General features: G+C 63.4%; 14 protein-coding genes. 9 read left to right on the top strand and 5 right to left on the bottom strand.

The window, feature by feature from the left end:
- Nucleotides 1–239: 239 nt before the first annotated feature.
- From GVL04_RS21840 to GVL04_RS21825, 4 genes are all read right to left on the bottom strand, one after another.
- The gene (locus GVL04_RS21840) at nucleotides 240–1,418 is read right to left on the bottom strand and encodes an adenylate/guanylate cyclase domain-containing protein (RefSeq protein WP_159708448.1); all 1,179 of its coding nucleotides are present in this window, start codon (nucleotides 1,416–1,418) and stop codon (nucleotides 240–242) included.
- Nucleotides 1,408–2,001 (bottom strand): PH domain-containing protein, encoded by a 594-nt coding sequence (locus GVL04_RS21835; RefSeq protein WP_159708446.1) that lies wholly within the window; start codon nucleotides 1,999–2,001, stop codon nucleotides 1,408–1,410. The genes GVL04_RS21840 and GVL04_RS21835 overlap by 11 nt, the downstream gene beginning before the upstream one ends.
- Entirely contained in the window at nucleotides 1,994–2,920 is a 927-nt protein-coding gene (locus tag GVL04_RS21830; protein ID WP_159708444.1) for a biotin--[acetyl-CoA-carboxylase] ligase, read from the bottom strand. Before GVL04_RS21830 ends, GVL04_RS21835 begins: the two co-directional genes overlap by 8 nt.
- Before the next feature lie 94 nt (nucleotides 2,921–3,014).
- Nucleotides 3,015–3,893, bottom strand: a complete 879-nt coding sequence (locus GVL04_RS21825) for an NAD(P)-dependent oxidoreductase (RefSeq protein WP_159708442.1) — start codon at nucleotides 3,891–3,893, stop codon at nucleotides 3,015–3,017.
- 203 nt (nucleotides 3,894–4,096) lie between these two features.
- On the opposite strand from GVL04_RS21825, the gene GVL04_RS21820 reads away from it, so the two are divergent.
- The 9 genes from GVL04_RS21820 (at nucleotide 4,097) to GVL04_RS21780 (ending at nucleotide 15,987) form a co-directional block, all read left to right on the top strand.
- Nucleotides 4,097–5,680: an acyl-CoA carboxylase subunit beta gene (locus GVL04_RS21820; protein ID WP_105693983.1), complete on the top strand. Its 1,584-nt coding sequence runs from the start codon at nucleotides 4,097–4,099 to the stop codon at nucleotides 5,678–5,680.
- On the top strand, nucleotides 5,677–5,922 hold the full coding sequence (locus GVL04_RS21815; RefSeq protein ID WP_159708440.1) for an acyl-CoA carboxylase epsilon subunit: 246 nt from the start codon (nucleotides 5,677–5,679) through the stop codon (nucleotides 5,920–5,922). Before GVL04_RS21820 ends, GVL04_RS21815 begins: the two co-directional genes overlap by 4 nt.
- 66 nt (nucleotides 5,923–5,988) lie before the next feature.
- A complete protein-coding gene (locus GVL04_RS21810; protein WP_159708438.1) occupies nucleotides 5,989–7,671 on the top strand; it encodes a DUF885 domain-containing protein in 1,683 nt (560 codons plus the stop codon).
- 194 nt (nucleotides 7,672–7,865) lie between these two features.
- The gene (locus GVL04_RS21805) at nucleotides 7,866–9,299 is read left to right on the top strand and encodes a dicarboxylate/amino acid:cation symporter (RefSeq protein WP_159708436.1); all 1,434 of its coding nucleotides are present in this window, start codon (nucleotides 7,866–7,868) and stop codon (nucleotides 9,297–9,299) included.
- Nucleotides 9,300–9,391: 92 nt separating this feature from the next.
- On the top strand, nucleotides 9,392–9,850 hold the full coding sequence (locus tag GVL04_RS21800) for a YbjQ family protein (protein WP_159708434.1): 459 nt from the start codon (nucleotides 9,392–9,394) through the stop codon (nucleotides 9,848–9,850).
- A gap of 144 nt (nucleotides 9,851–9,994) precedes the next feature.
- Nucleotides 9,995–10,717 carry a TetR family transcriptional regulator gene (locus GVL04_RS21795; protein WP_159708432.1) on the top strand — a complete coding sequence of 241 codons (723 nt, stop codon included), beginning with the start codon at nucleotides 9,995–9,997 and terminating at the stop codon, nucleotides 10,715–10,717.
- Between the two features lies 1 nt (nucleotide 10,718).
- A complete protein-coding gene (locus GVL04_RS21790; RefSeq protein ID WP_159708430.1) occupies nucleotides 10,719–13,244 on the top strand; it encodes an MMPL family transporter in 2,526 nt (841 codons plus the stop codon).
- Nucleotides 13,245–13,394: 150 nt separating this feature from the next.
- The gene (locus GVL04_RS21785) at nucleotides 13,395–14,054 is read left to right on the top strand and encodes a nucleoside triphosphate pyrophosphatase (protein WP_159708428.1); all 660 of its coding nucleotides are present in this window, start codon (nucleotides 13,395–13,397) and stop codon (nucleotides 14,052–14,054) included.
- Nucleotides 14,055–14,172: 118 nt separating this feature from the next.
- Nucleotides 14,173–15,987: a biotin carboxylase N-terminal domain-containing protein gene (locus GVL04_RS21780; RefSeq protein WP_159708426.1), complete on the top strand. Its 1,815-nt coding sequence runs from the start codon at nucleotides 14,173–14,175 to the stop codon at nucleotides 15,985–15,987.
- Nucleotides 15,988–16,055: 68 nt separating this feature from the next.
- On the opposite strand, the gene GVL04_RS21775 is transcribed toward GVL04_RS21780, so the two are convergent.
- Nucleotides 16,056–17,465, bottom strand: coding sequence for an MFS transporter (locus tag GVL04_RS21775; RefSeq protein WP_159708424.1), 1,410 nt, complete (start codon nucleotides 17,463–17,465; stop codon nucleotides 16,056–16,058).
- Between the last annotated feature and the right edge of the window lie 350 nt (nucleotides 17,466–17,815).

The following is a 17,815-nucleotide window of genomic DNA, read 5'->3' as shown; positions in this document are numbered from 1 at the left end:
CGATTAGCTAAGTCGCGGCCGGCGTCCCCGTACGGCACCCGCGCTTACACCCCTTTCGGCGCCCCGGTTCACCGCCCTCGATCCCCTCTCACAAAACGCCCCCAAAACAGCGGCGCTCTCTCACTTTTCTGATGAAAGTGAGAGAGCGTCGGGCAGAACGTGACCAGAGGTGAGAGAGCGTCGGGCAGAACGTGACCAGAGGTGAGAGAGCGTCGGGCAGGACGGGAAGGTTCCGGCTCCTAGTCCAGCACCAGGCCTTTACCGCGGCCGCGAGCCAGCATCACAGGATGGATCTCGCCGAAGCCACGCACGTTTTCGGACTTCTGAGGCACCAGGACGAAGCGGTCATCCTGTCCCAGGGCAGCGGCGGTCATGGCATCAACCAGGACGGTACCGGGCTGGGCCAAGGTGGTGAGCCGGGCGGCGAGGTTCACGGTGGGTCCGTAGATGTCGCCCAACCTGGACAGGATGCGGCCCCAGACCATGGAAACGCGGCACTGCGGAAGGATCTCGTCCTCGGTGAAAGCTTGTGCCAGTGCCAGGGAAATCTCAGCCCCGGCCGCAGGCGTTTCCGCGATGTAAAGGACTTCGTCGCCTACAGTCTTGACCAGGCGGCCGCCACCCACGGAAATGATTTCGGCACATTTGTTCTCAAAGCGCTGCACCAATTGGGCCAGCGTCTTTTCGTTCATGCGGCGCGAGAGGCTGGTGTAGGAGACGAGGTCGGCGAAGCCCACGGCGCGCGCCAGGGGCAACGGGGAGTCATCCTCGTCGCCCTCGCGGCCTTCCTCACTCGCCTGCAGCCCTGCCTCAGCCCTAACGGCGAGACGCTGGACGCCCGCATTGAGCTGGCGGCGGTAGGAGTAGACGAGGATCTCTTCCAGGGAATCCACCAAGGCGGGCAACTGACCCACGAGTTGCTTACGGGCCACCGCATCCGGAATCCCCTGCTCGGACACCATGTCCTCAACCAGGGCTTCGATCTGCCAGACCACCATGCGGTCCGTCATCTGCCCGATGGAACGGGTGACAGAGATGGCAGCTTCCTCAGTAAGGATCCCTGCCCTGACGAGGTCCAGGATGGTGGACAGCGCTGCCTGGTCCCGCTCCGTAAAGGCAACGTCTTCGTCGCCGAAGTTCGGGAACCCCAGGGCACGCCAAATTTTTCGTGCCGACAGAATGGATACGCCTGCGCCGGCCGCGACTTCACGACGGCGGAGCTTGCGTTCGCCGCCGAGCAGCTTCGACTCCAGCGCCTTAATAGCAAGGCGTTCGGCGGACATCACCCCGGTGGGCGGACCCGTCTGCACCGGTACCGGAGCAGGCCCGGCATCCGTATCCTCATCCACGGAAGGTTCGGGGACGGCGTCGAACTCCTGGTCCAAGTCCTCGCCGGACTGCTGATCCTCAACGCTCATCTCTTCCACCTTCTCTCAGCTCCCATGGCAACTGGTCATAGTCCGTCAATACTTGGCCCTCAAAAACCTCACCTTGCGGGAGTTCGTCCATCGCGTCAAGAATGAAGCCCCGGAATTTTCCAACCTCGGGAACGTCCGCCAAAACGGCTGTCCCGGAGTGCCCGGTATCCAAGGATATATTCCCGGAGTGCAATGCCCGTTGGAGCATGCTCTGATGAACGCCCACATTGCGGACCGCCATCAGCGAGACCTGCCAATCGCGACGTCGAAACATTCCGAATTTGGCAAGTATCCGCCTGCTCGTCAGGATGTACCTGATGGAACGCCAGCGCAACGCACGCTTGAGGCTGTAGCCAATCAACAACCACGCCGCCAGCACCACACAGATGCCCATCAGCCAAGGAGTCCATTCCACTGTAATGAATGGAGCCACCCGCTGGGCATTGCCCTTCACAATCCAGGCGCATGCATAGCCGGTCAGGGCCGGAGCGAGTACGAAGGCCAGGATGGGAAAGAAGAGGGAACGGGACTGTTGTCGCGTGATGGTGATGACCTGCTCCCCCGGAAGCAGCTCTTTACGCATAACCGCTTTCGGTAGCGCGCAGGTGCACCACATCCCCGGCCGTTACGACGTGCTCCCTGCCGCCATGGTCCACCACCAGCAACGAGCCGTGCTCATCGAGGCGCGAGGCATGCCCCACGAGTTCGTGATCACCGGGCAAGTGCGCGCGCACTTCGCGACCCAAGGTCACCATGGCGGACTCAACCCGTTTGTGCAGCGATGGCCCTCCGGCCAAACCTGCGGCAGGGTCTCCTTCGGAATTGCAGAAGCTGCGGTAAAGCCGGGCAAAACGCGAAAGGTAGCTCTTCAGCAGCGCGGTGCGGTCCGTCGTCGTGGACCCTTCCAACACGAGAGACGTTGCTGTTGGAACCGGCAGCTCATCTTCCGCCAGGGTCACGTTGAGACCCACGCCGAGGATCACGGCAGGAACCGAGCCGTCACCCAGGGGCGTCATCTGCGCCAGGATTCCGGCGATCTTGCGCCCCTTGACCAGGACGTCGTTGGGCCACTTGATCTCAGCTGTAACCCCTGCGGTTTCCTGCAACGCCTCGCGCAGGGCAACAGCCGCAAGCAGGGAAAGCCAGGAGTAGCTCTGCGTGGGAACGGGCATGCCTTCGGCCGTTACGGGACGCAAGACCATGGACACGGACACTGCGGAGCGCTCGGGTGATTCCCAATGCCGGTCCAACCGTCCGCGTGCAGCCGTCTGGTGTTCGGCGGTCAACACAGCAAGGTCGGCCCACTTTTTGGGTTCAACCGTGACGGCGCGCACCAGGTCCTGGTTGGTGGAGCCCGTGGACGCGACAATGTTCAATTGGGAGATGCCCGTGGCCGACAGGAAGTCCGGCTGAAGCAGCGCCTCACGATCCAGCGCCTCACGGTCCAAGGGGGAACGGGACGGGACCTGTGGTTCGCTGCTGACTGGCTGTTCGGCATCCATAGCTGAATCCTATCCAGTTGCGGCGCTCCGGGATGGCCTCTGTCCCGAAAAGCGTCTGGGAATCCGCCCAGAGAAATGCACCCTGGAAATCGACTCAGAGGAAGATGTCCGGAACCAGGCGGTCCTCGGCTGCGCCGAGGCTGTACGGCGCAAAGTCCGATACGCCAGCCGCCCGAAGGACTTCCTCGTCGGTGAAGAAATTCCCGGTTGCGCCTGTGCCAGTGAGCACTGCGTGCGCCGCATCGGCCATGATCTCCGGGCCACGGGCCGCCTGCACGATTTGCTGCCCGCCCGGCATATTCCGGATCGCAGCAGTATCAATCAGGGTGCACGGCCAGAGCGAGTTGACCGACACGCCGTCGTCCTTCAATTCTTCGGCGAGGCCCAGGGTGGTCAGGCTCATCCCGTACTTGGCCATGGTGTAGGCCAGGTGCATGCCGGCCCACTTGGGGTCCAGGTTGAGGGGCGGGGACAGGGTGAGGATGTGCCCGTGGTCGGACTCCCGCAAGGCCGGCAGCGCCAGCTTGGACAGCAGGAACGTGCCACGGACGTTGATGTCCTGCATGAGGTCATAGCGTTTCATGTCTACGGCGTCGGTGCGGGAGAGGTCGATCGCAGAGGCGTTGTTAACGACGACGTCGATTCCACCGAAACGCTCGACGGCGGCGGCCACCGCGGCAGCAACGTCGTCGTCGTCGCGGACGTCCCCCACCAGCGGCAGTGCTTGTCCGCCGGCGGCGACCAGCTGTTCCGCTGCGGTGAAGACAGTTCCCTCCAGTTTGGGGTGGGGGTCGCCGGTCTTGGCCATGATCACGATGTTGGCGCCGTCACGGGCTGCGCGGGTGGCGATCGCCAATCCGATGCCACGGCTGCCACCGGACATGAGGATGGTCCTGCCCTTGAGTGAACCGGTAGCCACGTAGGGAGTCTCTGCCTGCGAAAGTGCGCGGGAAGCGTCGTTGCTTGAAGTCATGGGGACACTCTAGCCCAACTATGTTACTGACGGGTAACATAGCAATGGCTTTGGCATGGACGCGGAAAATTGTAGGGTTTCTACAGCGGTTCGCGGCAAAGGCGTCACTAGACTGGCCATCGGGGCCTGTTCTTTGTACGGAAGCTACTTAACCGTGAACGAACTGTGCCAGCGAAAATCAGCTACAGAGCCGGAGACACTTGATGAGCCACGATCTGACAACGACAGCGGGAAAGATTGCCGACTTCCGCGACCGCCAGGCCCGTGCAGAACAGCCTTCCGGCCCGGAAGCGATTGAAAAGCAGCATGCCCGCGGTAAGAACACCGCCCGCGAACGCATCGACCTCCTGGTTGATCCGGGCTCGTTCGTCGAGTTCGACGCCTTGGCCGTCCACCGCTCCACAGCCTTCGGCATGGAAAAGAAGAAGCCCCTCGGCGATGGAGTTGTCTCCGGATACGGAACCGTGGATGGCCGCCTGATCGCCATTTACAGCCAGGATTTCAGCGTCTACGGTGGCTCGCTGAGCCAGGTCAACGGCGAGAAGATCGTCAAGGTCCAGGAATTCGCCCTGCGCAATGGCTGCCCGGTTGTCGGCATCAACGACGGCGGCGGCGCGCGCATCCAGGAGGGTGTCGCCTCGCTGGCCATGTTCGCGGACATCTTCCGCAACAACGTGCACGCTTCCGGCGTAGTCCCGCAGATCTCCCTCATCATGGGCCCGTGCGCCGGTGGTGCCGCCTACTCCCCCGCCCTGACCGACTACGTGGTCATGGTGGACAAGACCTCCCACATGTTCATCACCGGACCGGACGTCATCAAGACCGTCACCGGCGAAGACGTGGACATGGAAACGCTCGGTGGCGCCCGGCAGCATAACGCCACCACCGGCACCTCCACCTACCTTGCTTCCGACGAAGCCGACGCAATCGAATTCGTCCGCGAACTCCTGGACTTCCTTCCGTCGAACAACCTGTCCGAGGCTCCCGTCGTGGAACACGACCAGGAACTGGAACTCAACGACGACGACCTCGCGCTGGACGGACTGATCCCGGATTCCGCCAACCAGCCGTATGACATGCGCAAGGTTATCGAGCAGATTGTGGATGACGCCCACTTCCTGGAAATGCAGTCGCTGTACGCCCCCAACGTCATGATCGGCTACGGCCGCGTCGAAGGACACACCGTGGGCATCGTGGCAAACCAGCCCATGCAGTTCGCGGGAACCTTGGACATCTCGGCTTCCGAGAAGGCTGCGCGCTTTGTCCGCCACTGCGACGCTTTCAACGTCCCCATCATCACCTTGGTTGACGTCCCCGGCTTCCTTCCGGGCAAGGACCAGGAGTTCCAGGGCATCATCCGCCGCGGCGCCAAGCTCCTCTACGCCTACGCCGAAGCAACCGTTCCCAAGCTCACCGTCATCACCCGCAAGGCCTATGGTGGTGCGTACATCGTGATGGGTTCCAAGAAGTTGGGCGCAGACCTGAACCTCGCCTGGCCGACCGCCCAGATCGGCGTCATGGGTGCCCAGGGTGCCGTCAACATCCTTTACCGTCGCGACCTCGCCGCTGTTGCAGAAGCGGGCGGCGACGTCGAAGCAAAGCGCGCCGAAATCATCCAGGGCTACGAGGAAGAACTCCTCAACCCCTACCAGGCAGCCCAGCTGGGCTACGTGGACGCAGTCATCGCTCCGTCCGACACGCGCCTCCAGATCATCCGCGGCCTCCGCGCCCTCCGGGACAAGCGCGCGAGCCTGCCCACCAAGAAGCACGGAAACATCCCGCTGTGAGCGCGCCAAAGCACCGCGCCGACGAGGCACCGGATCAGGCAACCGCCGCGCCAATGTTCTCGGTGGTCAAGGGCGAACCGACAGCCGAAGAGCTCGCGGCGCTTGCCGCCGTCGTGGTTTCACTCGGAGTCCGGCAGGAAGAAGCCTTGTCCAAACCGAATGTTCGGCACTGGGTGCGTCGCCAGCAACTGCGTCTGGATCCCACGCCGGGTCCGGGTGCGTGGAAGCGCAGTCGGGGTTAGTTCCCTCGCGCGTAGAAAAGTTCAACAACCCTTTCACGTAAGCGGTGTCGCGGCTAGGCTCTGTGGGTGACTACTGCAAACACTCCTGTACGCCCGAAGTCCGCCATCGATGCCGTCGCTGACGCGTACACAGAAAAGCTGATCGAACTCAATCCCAGCTTCGCCACCACGCTGGGATTGCCGGGACACGAAACCGAATACCAGGACTACTCGCCTGCCGGCGCCGTGGCGCATGCACAGGCCGCACGGTTGGCATTGGATGCCCTGGCAGGCCTTGAACCCTCCGATGACGTCGATGCCGTCACTCTGGACGCCATGCGCGAGCGGCTTGGCCTGGAGCTGGAGATCCACGAGTCCGGCTGGGACGCCGCCGACCTGAACAACATCGCCTCCCCCGCCCAGGACATCCGTGCCATCTTCGACCTCATGCCCACGGACACCGTTGAACACTGGGAGCACATCGCAGGCCGCGCCGCCAACGTTCCCGGCGCGATCGAGGGCTACATCGCATCCCTCCGCACCGCCAAGGAAGAAGGCAAGGTAGCCGCCGCCCGACAGGTTCGGATCGTCATAGAGCAGACCGGCCGGTACGCGGCGGAGGACGGCTTCTTCGCCAAGATGGCAGCCAATGCCACGATTGATGACGCGCCGCTGCCTGAGGGCCTTCAATCAACGCTCGACGCCGGGACCGCGGCAGCGCGCCAAGCGTACGGTTCACTGGGCGACTTCCTGAGGGACGAGCTGCTGCCCGTGGCCCCGGAAAAAGACGCAGTGGGCCGCGAACGCTACGCCTTGGCCTCCCGCTCCTTCATCGGCGCCGAAGTTGACCTTGAAGAAACGTACGCCTGGGGCGTCCAGGAACTCGAACGGCTCATCGGCGAGCAGGAGAAGGTGGCCGGGCAGATCAGGGCCGGCGCATCGATCGAGGAAGCCAAGAGCATTCTCAATAACGATCCCGCCCGCCAAATCAAGGGCACCGACGCGCTCAAGGCCTGGATGCAGGAGCTCTCGGACCGCGCGGTGTCAGAACTCGCAGATGTCCACTTCGAGGTCCCCGACGTCATGAAGACCCTCGAATGCATGATCGCCCCCACCGACGAGGGCGGCATCTACTACACCGGGCCCTCGGACGACTTCACCCGTCCTGGCCGCATGTGGTGGTCCGTACCGGCCGGCGAGGACACCTTCACCACCTGGTCCGAAACCACCACTGTGTTCCACGAAGGCGTCCCCGGCCACCACCTCCAGGTCGGCACGGCAACCTATCGGCGCGAACTCCTGAACAACTGGCGCCGCAACGTCTGCTGGGTCTCAGGCCATGGCGAAGGCTGGGCTCTCTACGCTGAGCAGCTCATGCTGGAACTGGGTTACCTCAAAGATCCCGGCGACCACATGGGCATGCTGGACGGCCAGCGCATGCGGGCGGCACGCGTGGTGTTCGACATCGGCGTCCACTTGGAACTGCCCGTCCCCGAACGCTGGGGCACCGGCAACTGGACTCCCGAGAAGGGCTTCGACTTCCTCAAAGCCAACCTCGACATCAGCGAAGGCCAGCTTCAATTCGAGTTCACCCGCTACCTCGGCTGGCCGGGCCAGGCCCCGTCCTACAAGGTGGGCCAGCGCCTCTGGGAGCAGATCCGCACGGAGCTCGAATCCCGCGAAGACTTCGATTTGAAGTCCTTCCACAGCAAGGGGCTGAACATCGGTTCCGTAGGTTTGGACGTGCTGCGCCGGGCGTTGCTGGGCTAAGTCGAGAACGGCCTGAGACGGGGCATCCCGCAGCGTGCGTCAAAGCGACGAAGGAACAGCACGCAGAGGATGTCCCGTCTCAAGCCGGCCCGCCGAGACGCACGCCACATCCTGGGCGGGAATAACTTCATGGGTACGTAACATTTCTCAACGTCCGTTCGCTATGTTATTTGCCGTACACCTAACGTGTTCCGGTGAGCACCTCAAACAACACCTCCACTTCAGCTGGAAAGACCGGCTTCCGGCTCCCCAAGTGGGCTGGTTCCTTCGGCGTCCAGATCATCGCAGCCCTCATCATCGGCCTCGTCCTTGGCTTGATCGCCAAGTACACTGGCAGCACCAAGACGGCCCCCAACGGCCTTGGCGCAACTCTCCAGACCATCGGCTCCAGCTACGTCTCCTTGCTGCAGACCGCCGTCGTTCCTTTGATTTTCACCGCCGTGGTGAGCTCCATCGCCAACCTGCGCCAGGTGTCCAACGCCGCGCGCCTGGCATGGAACACGCTGCTCTGGTTCGCCATCACCTCGCTGGTGTCGGTCCTGATCGGCATTGGCCTGGGCGTTCTCCTGCAGCCGGGCGCGGCCACCGGCATCACCCAGAAGGCTGAGTACGCCGGCAAGACCGGTGACTGGTGGGCCTTCCTCATCGGCCTGTTCCCCAAGAACTTCCTCGGCCTCGGCGCCAGCTCCACCGTCACCGAAAGCGCCAGCGCTGCGACGACGGTCAGCACCTCCGTCAGCTTCAACGTGCTCCAGATCCTGGTGGTGGCCATCGCCGTCGGCATTGCTGCCCTCAAGGTGGGCAAGCAAGCCGAAGCATTCCTGACGTTCAACGCTTCCGCGCTTGCCGTCATCCAGAAGGTCCTGTGGTGGATCATCCGCATCGCCCCGCTGGGTACCATCGGCCTGATCGGCAACGCTGTTGCGATCTACGGTTGGGACACCATTGGCTCCTTGGGCAAGTTCACTGCCGCCATCTACATCGGCCTGGCCTTGGTGCTCTTCGTCCTCTACCCGATCCTGGTCCGCGTGCATGGCCTGTCCGTCAAGCAGTACTTCTCCGGCGTGTGGCCGGCCGTGCAACTGGCCTTCGTTTCCCGCTCTTCCATTGGCACCCTGCCGCTCACGCAGCGTGTCACTGAGCGAAACCTTGGCGTCCCCTCCGGCTACGCCTCCTTCGCAGTGCCGCTGGGCGCCACCACCAAGATGGATGGCTGCGCAGCGATCTACCCGGCCATCGCAGCAATCTTCGTGGCCCAGTTCTTCGGTATCAACCTGGACTTCAGCCAGTACCTGCTCATCGTGCTGGTCTCCGTCCTTGGTTCCGCTGCCACGGCAGGTACTACCGGCGCCGTCGTCATGCTGACGCTGACCCTGTCCACGCTGGGACTGCCGCTTGCCGGCGTCGGCCTCCTGCTGGCGATCGACCCCATCCTGGACATGGGCCGCACCGCCGTCAACGTGGCTGGCCAGGCATTGGTCCCCGCAATCGTTGCGAAGCGTCAGGGCATCCTGGACGAGTCACTGTACAACGCACCCCGCAACGGTGCTGTGTTCGCCGATGAGTACGCAGCGGACAAGGCAGCAGCTGAAGCCGACCAGCGCGAGTTGGCCGATTCGAAGGCCTAGCGGCCACCTGCTTTGCACGGCGCAAATCCCCCGGGGAGTTCTCCCCGGGGGATTTCCCGGTTTAAGGGGCCAAAGCTGGATAGGCTCGGTCCATGTTGATCGTCACTTCCAATGAAATCCCGGGCCACCGGATCGACGCCGTCTTCGGCGAAGTCATGGGCCTCACGGTCCGCTCACGCGATATCGGCTCGCAAATGCTGGCCGGCTTCCGTTCCCTCGGCGGCGGCGAGCTGCCCGAAATGACCAAGGCACTCTACGAAAGCCGCCAGGAAGTCATGGCACGCATGGTCAATGAAGCGCAGCAGCGTGGGGCCAATGCCATCGTCGCCATGCGCTTCGACACGTCCGAGATGGGCACCAACTGGACGGAGGTCTGTGCCTACGGAACCGCCGTGTACGTCCTGCCGCTGGGTGAGGGTGAGCCTGGGGCCACGGGACAGTCTGTTTATCTGACCAAGACAGCCGCCCAGCAGCCTGCGCAACCAGCCCAGCCCGCACAGCCGGGCCAGCCGCAGCAGCCCACGCCACCGGCTCCTCCCACCCAGTTCTAACCAAACAGTTTCACCCAGCCCGAGTCCCGGCCTTGACCGCTCCACTCCCGTCCAACGGTGAGCGGAGCGATCGAGGGCGGGACTCTTCGCACTCGGGGAACGCTCAAATTGCGCAGAGTGCAAACTTGCACTTAGTGTAAGTATGTGACCCAAACCAGTAGCCAGGAAGCCACTGCGGAGTCGCCTACCCTTGCAGAGCCCGCCCCTTCGCGACGCGAGCTCAATAAGGCGGCCACCCGCAGCTCCATCGCCTCCGCAGCCCTGGACCTGTTGCGCAGCAATGGTTCCGGCAATTTCACCGTGGAGGACATCGCCGCCAGCGCGGGTGTCTCACGGCGGACCTTTTTCAACTACTTCCCCAGCCTCGAGGCCGCCCTGGCATCCGTTGCCGACGGCTTCATGGACCACGCGCTGGAGCAGTTCCGGCTGCGCCCTGCCGACGAGTCGATCCTTGAATCCGCGCAGGCAGCCCTCATGGCGCTGGCAGATCCAATGTCCGTGGCACCCATGGCCGAGTTGTTCAGCCTGACGCAGGACAACCGTTCGCTCGCCCGCTCCGAGCTGGAAGCCTGGGAACACTGCACAGAGCAAATCATTGACGCAGCACGCGGCAGGCTCGGCACCGGCATCAGCGAGCTGTACCTGCATGCCTTGGCCGGTTCAGTGATCTCCTGCGGCAAGGCCGCCATGACCGTATGGTTCGCCGAACGCGGGCCAGACCTCTCCGCGGAATCCCTGGCGGTCCTTCGCCAGCACCTCATCGATGCGATGGGCCTCCTTGGCGCCGGCTTCGCACCGCCGTCGGACGCTGTCTCCACACCGGCAACAGCCTCACCCTCCGTTCCAACCACCACAGATCGGTTCTGACATGGCTTCGTTCCTCTACAGGCTCGGCAAATTCTCGTATCGGCGCCGCTGGCTGGTCATCTCCATCTGGCTGGCCGTCATGGTGGCAGTGGGCGGCTCGGCCGCAGCTTTCCACGGCACCATGTCCAACAACTTCACCATTCCGGGCACTGAAACGCAGCGGATGGCGGACAAGCTCAAGGAAGCCCTGCCCGATTCCTCGGGTGGCTCGGCCAGCGTGGTCTTCGACGCCGGGGACGCCGGTTTTGACCAAGCCAAGACGGACGCAGTTGCCGCTGCGCTCACCAAGCTCGAGGCCATGCCTGACGTGCAGGGAACGGTGAACCCGTTCACCACCCAGGCGCAACTGGACAACGCCGCCAGCGACATCGCTGCCGGTGAAACCAAGGCCTCCCAAGGCCAGGCCCAACTGGATGCAGCCCGGGCGCAACTCACTGCAGGTCAAGCGCAGCTCGCCGGCGCTGAGCAGCAGATGGCAGCCGCAGGCATGACGCCCGCGCAAATTGAAGCACAACTGGCTCCCCAGCGCGCCGAGCTTGCCGCGGGTCAGGAAAAGCTCGACGCCGGAACCAAGGAAGCTGCGGACGGCGCTGCTGCGCTGGCCCTCGGCAAGCGCCAGCTCGAGGCCTCTGAGGGCATGCGCTTCGTGTCCAGCGACAACAAGGCCGCGATTGCACAGGTCCAGTTCAAGACCTCCATCAACGCCGTTGACCCGGCGGTGCGCGAGCAAGTCCAGGAGATCGTCCACGGTGTCTCGTCCGCAGGTGTCACCGCCTACGCCAGCAAGGAAATCACCGAGGATGTCTCGGAGATCTTCGGCATTGCCGAGATCGTGGGTGTCGCCGTTGCTGCCCTGGTCCTGATCCTGATGCTTGGCACTCTCATTGCAGCAGGCTTGCCGCTCCTCATGGCCCTCATCGGCGTCGCCGTTGGCGTCGGCGGCACGTTCGCGCTCACCAGCGTGATCGACATGAGCTCCATTTCCCCCATGCTCGCCCTGATGCTGGGCCTCGCGGTCGGCATTGATTACTCGCTCTTCATCGTCAACCGCCACCGGACCCAGCTCCTGGCGGGCATGGACGCTGAAGAGTCTGCGGCGTTGGCCACGGGCACCTCCGGGAACGCAGTACTCTTCGCCGGTCTCACCGTCATCATCGCTTTGGCAGCACTCGTTGTCCCGGGACTCCCCTTCCTCGCCGTGATGGGTGTTGCCGCAGCAGCGACGGTTGCAGTCGCCGTCGTCGTGGCTTTGACCCTGACGCCCGCCGTCCTGGCGCTGATCGGCCGAAGGCTGATTTCCAAGCGTGCGTGGGCCAAGGCCGCCAAGCACAACGCTGAGCCCGGCCACGAAGCTGCCGACCGCGAGCTCGAAGAAAAGCGCAGCAGCGGCGGCTGGGGCGGCATGGTGACGCGCCATCCTTGGGTTGCACTTATTGCCAGTGTGGTCCTGCTGGGCGCCTTGGCGTTGCCCGCTTCCCAGCTGCGGCTGGCACTGCCCGACGGCGGATCCGAGCCCGTGGATTCACAAGCTTTCAAAGCTTACGACCTCACCCGGAGCAGCTTCGGTGAAGGCGTCACCGGACCGATCGTCGTCGTCGGTGAATTCCCCGAGGGCCTCAGCGAAAACGATGCCAAGAACAACCAGTTCGACGTGGCCGACCAGCTCCGCAGCGTGGAGAACGTCATCGCCGCCGTGCCGGTGGCCCTGAGCGAAGATCGCCGCACTGCTGTCTTCCAGGTCATCCCGAAGGAAGGGCCCGCCAGCGCCGGCACCGTGCAGGTGGTAGCCGACCTCCGCGACAAGGGCTCCGCAATTCACGAGGACCTGGACGTGACCATCGGCCTGACTGGCCAAACCGCAGGCAACATCGATGTCTCCAACAAACTGGGCGCCGCATTGCCGCCCTACCTGGCGATCGTCGTAGGACTCTCCCTCCTGCTGTTGCTGTTGGTGTTCCGCTCGATCGTGGTGCCGTTGCTCGCCACGGGTGGCTTCCTTCTCTCGCTGGCTGCTGCCTTCGGTGCCGTGGTTGCCGTGTACCAATGGGGCTGGCTTGGAGGGATCTTCGACGTCGCCAACCCGGGCGCTGTCCTCAGCTTCCTGCCCATCATCCTGATTGGCGTGTTGTTTGGCCTCGCAATGGACTACCAGGTGTTCATCACGTCCGGCATGAGGGAATCCTTCATGCACGGTGAGTCCGCCAAACATGCCGTCCGTTCGGGGTTCAGCCACGCCGCAGCAGTAGTCACCGCGGCCGCGATCATCATGGTCAGCGTCTTCTCCGGCTTCATCTTCAGCCACCTCACCATGGTCCGGCCGCTCGGCTTCGCGATGGCGTTCGGTGTACTCATTGATGCTTTCGTAGTCCGCATGACCATCGTTCCCGCCGTGATGTACCTTCTGGGCGAGAAGGCCTGGTGGCTGCCCAAGTGGCTGGCGCGCATCCTGCCGGATGTGGATGTCGAGGGCGCCAAGCTGAACCGCAGCGACCGTCAGAAGGCCGGGACCGAGGAACTGGTCCACTAACCTTCTCTCACCTCATGGCCCGAACACCCCAACGCTCTCTCACTTGCTTGACGCAAGTGAGAGAGCGTTGGGGTTTAAGAGGTGGGAGGTGAGCGAGCGATCGGCTTAAGCAGGCTAGAGGTGAGAGAGCGTCGTATTAGGCTGGGAAGCGTGACCCGATTGATTCTTGCCTCCCAGTCCCCCGCCCGCACCAAGCTGCTCACGGAAGCCGGGATCCAGCATGACGTCCTGGTCTCGGATGTGGACGAGGACGCGGTGCAGGCCAAGTACGGCGTGACGGACGCGCACGACACCGCGCTGCTCCTTGCCCGTGCCAAAGCCGAGGCCGTCGCCGCGCTCCCCGAGGCCGAGGGCGCCCTGGTCATCGGTTGCGACTCCGTCTTCGAGTTCGACGGCGAGTCCCATGGCAAGCCCTACACGGCGGAGGTCGCACGGGAGCGGATGCTGCGGATGAGTGGCTCGCAGGGAGTGCTGCACACCGGACACTGGTTGGTTGATTGCCGGGATACAGCTGCCGACGCCGACGAGGACGAGACCCCCGAGGGCACCGGCGCAACGGTAGGAGCCGTATCCAGCGCCGAGGTGCACTTCGCCAAGATGAGCCCCGGCGAGATCGACGCCTACATCGCCACGGGAGAGCCACTCCACTGCGCCGGCTCCTTCACTATCGACGGCCTGGGTGGGGCCTTCATCCGCAAGGTCGACGGCGACCCGCACGCCGTCGTCGGGCTTTCCATCTCTACGCTGCGGGACCTGCTGGTCCACGCGAACGTGGGAATCACCGAACTCTGGGACAACGACGAGCAGTAGACGCCATTTGTAGCAACCCTACAAAGGAACATCGCCTCACACACGGAATCCCCCATCAATATGGGCGGAACCCTCACAATCGCGCTAGGCTCCCTGAAGGACAGAAGGAGTCAACAACTTGTCAGCTAACCCGGCGCAGCCCATTTCCAGCCCTCTTACCAAGGTCTTGATTGCCAACCGCGGCGAAATCGCGGTCCGCATCATCCGAGCCGCCCGGGACGAAGGCATTGCCTCCGTAGCCGTTTACGCCGACCCCGACCGTGATGCCCTCCATGTCCGCCTCGCCGACGAAGCCTACGCTTTGGGCGGCAACACCGCCGCCGAGTCGTACCTGGTGATGGACAAGATCATCGACGTCGCCAAGCAGTCCGGCGCGGACGCCATCCACCCCGGCTACGGCTTCCTGGCGGAGAACGCCGAGTTCGCGGCCAAGGTCATCGACGCCGGCATCACCTGGATCGGCCCGTCCCCCGAGGCCATCTCAGCCTTGGGCGACAAGGTCCAGGCCCGCCACATCGCCGAAAAGGTAGGCGCTCCCCTGGTCCCCGGCACGGCTGATCCGGTGGAATCCGCAGACGAAATCCTGAAGTTTGCCGAAGAATTCGGCCTCCCCGTTGCCATCAAGGCAGCATTCGGTGGTGGCGGACGCGGCATCAAGGTCGCCCGTACCATGGACGAAATACCTGAGCTCTTCGAATCCGCGGTCCGCGAAGCCACGGCAGCCTTCGGCCGCGGCGAGTGCTTCATCGAACGCTTCCTCGATGCTCCGCGCCACGTTGAAACCCAGTGCCTTGCCGACGCGTTCGGCAACGTCGTGGTGGTCTCCACCCGCGACTGCTCACTGCAGCGCCGCAACCAGAAGCTCGTTGAGGAAGCCCCGGCTCCCTACCTGAGCGAAGAGCAGGTCAAGAGGCTTTACGAGTCCTCCAAGGCCATCCTGAAGGAAGCCAACTACCTCGGCGCTGGAACGTGCGAGTTCCTGGTGGGCCAGGACGGCACCATCTCCTTCCTTGAGGTCAACACCCGCCTCCAAGTGGAGCACTGTGTCTCCGAGGAAGTCACGGGCATCGACCTCGTCCGCGAGCAGTTCCGGATCGCCCGCGGCGAAGCACTCGGCTACGACGACCCCGAGGTCCGCGGCCACTCCTTCGAATTCCGCATTACCGGCGAAGATCCGGGCCGCAACTTCATGCCAGCTCCGGGCACCATCAGCACCTTGAAGAACCCGACGGGGCCCGGCATCCGGATCGACTCCGGCGTCGAGCAGGGTGACGTCATCAGCGGCAACTTCGATTCCATGCTCTCCAAGCTGATTGTCACCGGCGCTTCCCGCGAGCAAGCCCTTCAGCGTTCACGCCGCGCCTTGGAAGAGATGGTGGTTGAGGGTATCCCCACCGTCATCCCGTTCGACCTCGCCGTGGTCACCGACCCCGATTTCGCCCCCGCTGAAGGACCGTTCAAGGTTCACACCCGCTGGATTGAAACCGAGTTCGTCAACAGCATTCCGGCATGGTCGGCCAGCGCTGCCGGTGCCGAAACGCCCGACGCCGGTGAGCGCCAGCGCGTCGTCGTCGAGGTTGGCGGCAAGCGCCTTGAGGTCGTCCTGCCGTCGGGCCTGGGTGGCAGCGTCGCCGCAGTCTCCAGCGGCTCAGGTGCCAAGGGCGGAAAGTCCAAGAAGCGTTCCCGCTCGGCCGGCGCCACGGCGGCTGCAGCTGGCGGCAACGCACTGACCTCCCCGATGCAGGGCACCATCGTCAAGGTGGCAGCTTCTGAAGGCGACGTTGTGGCCGAGGGCGACCTGATCGTAGTCCTGGAGGCCATGAAGATGGAACAGCCCCTCACCGCCCACAAGGCAGGTACCGTCCGAGGCCTTGCTGCCAAGGCAGGTGAGACCGTCGCCGCCGGCGCAGTCATCGCCACCATCGAGGACTAACGCAAAGTACCCCTTAACGACGGCGGCTCCGCACCATTGGTGCGGAGCCGCCGTCGTTATTGGGCTACTTAGGACACGTTGTTTTCGTAGTCCATGTCCTTGGTTTCACGGGTCAGCCAGAGGGCAATGAACGTGATCACCGCGGCGACGGCCATGTAGACACCCACCAGCCAGGTGCTGCCGTTCGCGGCCGACCAGAGCGCGATGGCGACGAACGATGCGGGGGCCGCTCCGATCATGGACGACAGGTTGTACGCAACGGCAGAACCTGTGTAGCGGACGTTCGCCGGGAACAGCTCCGGAAGGATGGCTGCCATGGGACCGAAGGTCAGGCCCATGAGCGTGAAGCCCACAATGAGGCCAACCATCGCCGCTGCCTGGCCGGGACCAAACATGGTGAACCAGAGCGCACCGAACACGAAGATACCGGCGGTGACACCCAGGAGGAACTTGCGGCGGCCCCACTTCTCGGCGAGCGGTCCGGAGACCACAGTGAAGATGCCGAAGAAGACGACGCCGATGATCAGCATCCACAGGAAGTCGGACCGGGTGATGCCCAGACCCGGGATGAACGCCGCGATCTGGTCCGCGGTCATGGGCTTGCCTGCCTTTTCGGCTGCGGCCTGCGCGCCGGCCAAGGTGGGTTTGGTGCCGTAGGACAGCGTGAACGTCGTCATGATGTAGAAGAGCACGTAGGTAGCAAACATGATGAAGGTGCCTGCCACCACGGGGCGCCAGTGGCTCTTGAGCGTAGCGGCGAGGGGCAGCTTTTGGACCTTGTCCTGCTCGATCACCTTGGTAAAGGATGCGCTCTCCACCAGCTTCAGGCGCACGTACAGTCCCACGATCACCAGCACGGCGCTCAGGATGAACGGAACACGCCAACCCCAGGCCAGGAATTCTTCGGCACTCAGGGCCACGTTCATCCAGATGAAGATCACGTTGGCGATGATGAAACCGATGGGAGCACCCAACTGCGGGAAGGTGCCGTAGATGGCCCGCTTGCCCTCGGGAGCATTTTCGGTGGCCAGCAAGGCCGCACCGGACCACTCTCCACCCAAGGCGAGGCCCTGGAAGAAGCGCAGGATGACCAGCATGATCGGGGCCAGGATTGCCCATCCCGGCATGGATGCCGTGGGCAGGAGTCCAATGAGGAACGTGGCAATACCCATGGTCAGCAGCGAAGCAACCAGGGTGCCCTTGCGGCCGATCTTGTCACCGAAGTGGCCGAAGACCACGGCACCGATGGGACGCGCGAAGAAGGCAACACCGAAGATGGCAAACGCACTAAGGAGAGCATTGATGTCTGTGGCGTCGGGGAAGAAGAGCTTCGGGAAGACGAGTACCGACGCGGTGGCATAGGCATAGAAGTCGTAGAACTCGATCGTCGTGCCGATCAGGCTCGCGAAGATCACCTTGCCCCGCGAGTTCACTGGTTTAGTGGACTCGCCTTCCTTGGATGGTGCGGTGGAAGACATGTATTAGCAGCTTTCGTTCACGCCGGCCGATGCCCCAGGAGCCTACCCGGCGAAGGATTATTCGAGAGTTCAATAATAGTTCCGGCTGTCCATTGACTGGACAACAAAGTCCAACATGCGGACGTACAGGAAAATCTCATCCTGTGGTCCGGGCCACATTACCTCACCATGGCCTCACGCGCCGGTGACCCCTCCGATAGGGAAATGTCACAGCACGTTTACAAACGGCGCCCGTCCACGAAATGCGCGAAACCTACCTTGGAATAACAACGTCCCCCACCAAGGAGCCACTCCGTGACTGTTGACCGCTCCGCAGAAGAACTGGCCCCCGCCCAGTCCACTGCCACCGC

Origin of the sequence: Arthrobacter sp. 18067 (assembly GCF_902706295.1) — a bacterium.
In the GTDB taxonomy this organism is placed as follows: Bacteria; Actinomycetota; Actinomycetes; order Actinomycetales; family Micrococcaceae; genus Arthrobacter.
The sequence above is the reverse complement of the archived record's forward strand: the minus strand, read 5'-3'. Positions and strand labels throughout refer to the sequence as shown.